This window comes from Gilliamella sp. Choc5-1 (assembly GCF_001690595.1).
GTDB lineage: Bacteria > Pseudomonadota > Gammaproteobacteria > Enterobacterales > Orbaceae > Gilliamella > Gilliamella apicola_M.
In genome coordinates, this window is sequence record NZ_LZHH01000003.1 from 1 (window position 1) to 695 (window position 695).

The 695-nt window shown below is 41.0% G+C and carries 1 pseudogene; it reads left to right on the forward strand.

The features are described from left to right. A pseudogene (locus tag A9G35_RS12755) lies at positions 1–695 on the forward strand (transposase); the annotation flags it as partial.

Sequence of the window (695 nt, forward strand, 5' to 3'; positions counted from 1 at the left end):
AAAACCAACGCCAGCGACACCCGAAAAAATAGAGCAAATTTCGTTAGATGCGCTTGTCCCTCAAAATCACCTTGTTCGTAAAATAGCTAAAGTCATTGATTTTGAATTTATTCGAGAAGCGGTAGCACCACTTTATTGCCCTAATAACGGTCGTCCGGCAGAAGATCCGGTCAGACTGTTTAAAATTATGCTATTGGGGTATCTTTTTGGTATCCCCAGTGAGCGTCGTCTGGTTCAGGAAATTCAGGTCAATTTAGCTTACCGTTGGTTTCTGGGAATGGGATTAACCGAAAAAGTGATTGACGCCTCAACACTCAGCCAAAATCGTCGTCGTTTTAATGACAGTGAAATCTATCAACAGATTTTTGATAATATTGTTGAGCTCAGTCAATATGTTGATGCGCTTAATCAAGCCATCAACGAAGAAAGAGAATTAAACGGAAAAAAGCCTTAAAGCCATCGACGGTAGAGAAATATAAGGATGTCAAAGTCAGTACAACCGATCCGGATAGTGGCTTTATGCATCGGGAAGGTAAGCCTAAAGGGTTCTTCTACTTAGAGCATCGAACGGTTGATGGCAAACATAATTTAATTACCGATACCTATGTTACAGCGTGAAATGTCCATGATTCTCAGCCTTATATGGCTCGATTAAAACGCCAGTTAGAGAGGTTTGGCTTTAATCCGGTTGGTGT